Consider the following 1,736-nt stretch of genomic DNA (forward strand, 5'->3'; position numbering starts at 1 on the left):
GGGATCGCGCCCTCACGATTGTGCAGCAGCTGCGGCGGCACACCGCTGACCCACGGCTCCCGATCGACCTGGACTTTGACCTTCGGCCGGAGGGGCGCAACGGCCCCCTCGTCCGGAGCCTCGACGCGACGCAGTCCTACTACGAGCGCTGGTCGCTCACCTGGGAGGCGCAGGCGCTGCTGCGCGCGAGCCCGCTCGGCGGCGAGCCCGCCCTCGCCGCCGACTTCCTCGCGATCGCTGACCGGGTACGCTACCCCGAGCACTTCGGCGAGGCCGAGCGACGCGAGGTGCGGCGGATTAAGGCCAGGGTTGAGGCGGAGCGGCTCCCGCAGGGCGTCGACCCCGCGCGGCACCTAAAGCTTGGACCCGGGGCGCTGAGCGACGTCGAATGGCTGATCCAGCTGCTGCAACTCGAACGCGCTTTCGATCACCCCGAGCTGCGCACCACGGCGACGCTCAGCGCGCTCCGTGCGGCGGAGCAGCTCGGCGCGCTCGACCCGGAGGACGCCGAGGTGCTGCGCGCCGCCTGGCTGCTCGCGAGCGAAATCCGCTCCGCGATCCGACTCTGGTCCAACCGAAACTCGGACGTGCTGCCCCGGGACCGGGGGGATGCGGAGGGGGTCTCCCGGATCCTCGGCAATCCCCCCAACCGGACCTCCGAGCTGGAGGAGCGCTACCTGGGGGCGACCCGACGGGCGCGCGCGGTGTTCGAGCGAGTGTTCTTCGGCTACGCCCAGCGAAATCCGGAGGCGTATCCGGTGCCGCAGGTGTTCCCGCCGTTCACCCCGCCGTCACCCGGACCCTAGACGTTGGCTACCCGGGGCGCTTACGATCGGGGTATGGGAATTCTTCAGGCTCTGCTCGAAGCTGTTGCCGCCTCCGGCGAGGAACAGCTCGAGTTCGATATCGACGCATAGGCGTCGCTCTCACCCGCCCGACCGGGCACGGTCGCCCGGACGGGGGCGGGAGCCTGCCCCGTTGCCGCAGGTCTTCCGACCCCGGCACCCCCGGTACCCGGCTACGCGGCGGGCTGCACCTCGTCCGAGGTGCCGTCCGGCAGCAGGCAGCTGCGGCCCGCGAAGGCGTTGCGCAGCTCCGGGGTGTCGTAGGCCGAGCACGACGGCCCCTGCTGGGCCGCGCGGAAGAACTGCCACTCGCCCGTTCCCACGCGGTAGCTGAGCATTCCGGCGCCCCCGATGCTCCCGGCACCCCAGGACGCGAACTCGGCGCGGGCAAAGCCGGCCACCGGGCTGTCCTCCGTCATCGGCTGACCGTAGACCGGGGTGCCGAGCCCCGTGCTGGGATCCGGCGCGGACGCCGGCGCAGGAACCGAGGCCAGGACGGGCCGCGCCGCGTCGAGCAGGGGCGCGGACTCCGCGAGCGGGGCGCAGGCGGCTCCCGAGGGCAGCGCCACGCAGCTCAGGCCGAGGCCCGTCCCCGCGGTCCAGCCGCGGCCCTGGACCAGCGTGAGCCCCTCGGCCTCGAACGCTGCGGCCGCCGCGAGCTGGGCGGGTGAGCCCAGCTCCGTTCCCGCGTAGGCCGGGCCGCCCTCCGCGTCGGTGAGCAGGGCGGCGTCGGCGCCGGGCAGGGCCGCGGTGGGCACAGCCACCCACCAGCCCCCGTCCTGGTCCAGCACGGGAACGCCCTGGAATGGCTCGGCAACGGAGCCCACCCCGCGGTCGACGATCCCCGCTGGGGTGTCCGCGGCCCACGCGGCGACCACCGCGTCAATCACC

1 protein-coding gene and 1 pseudogene are annotated in these 1,736 nt (G+C 73.8%); one reads left to right on the top strand and one right to left on the bottom strand.

What is annotated here, in order from left to right:
* Positions 1-806: pseudogene (locus OOT08_RS15980) on the top strand (bifunctional [glutamine synthetase] adenylyltransferase/[glutamine synthetase]-adenylyl-L-tyrosine phosphorylase); the annotation flags it as partial.
* Between the two features lie 212 nt (positions 807-1,018).
* Here OOT08_RS15980 and OOT08_RS15985 read toward each other — a convergent pair.
* On the bottom strand, positions 1,019-1,736 hold a 718-nt coding region (locus OOT08_RS15985), incomplete at its 5' end, for a hypothetical protein (RefSeq protein WP_325093819.1).

The sequence above is a fragment of the Leucobacter sp. M11 genome, assembly GCF_035726885.1.
GTDB lineage: Bacteria > Actinomycetota > Actinomycetes > Actinomycetales > Microbacteriaceae > JAPFRB01.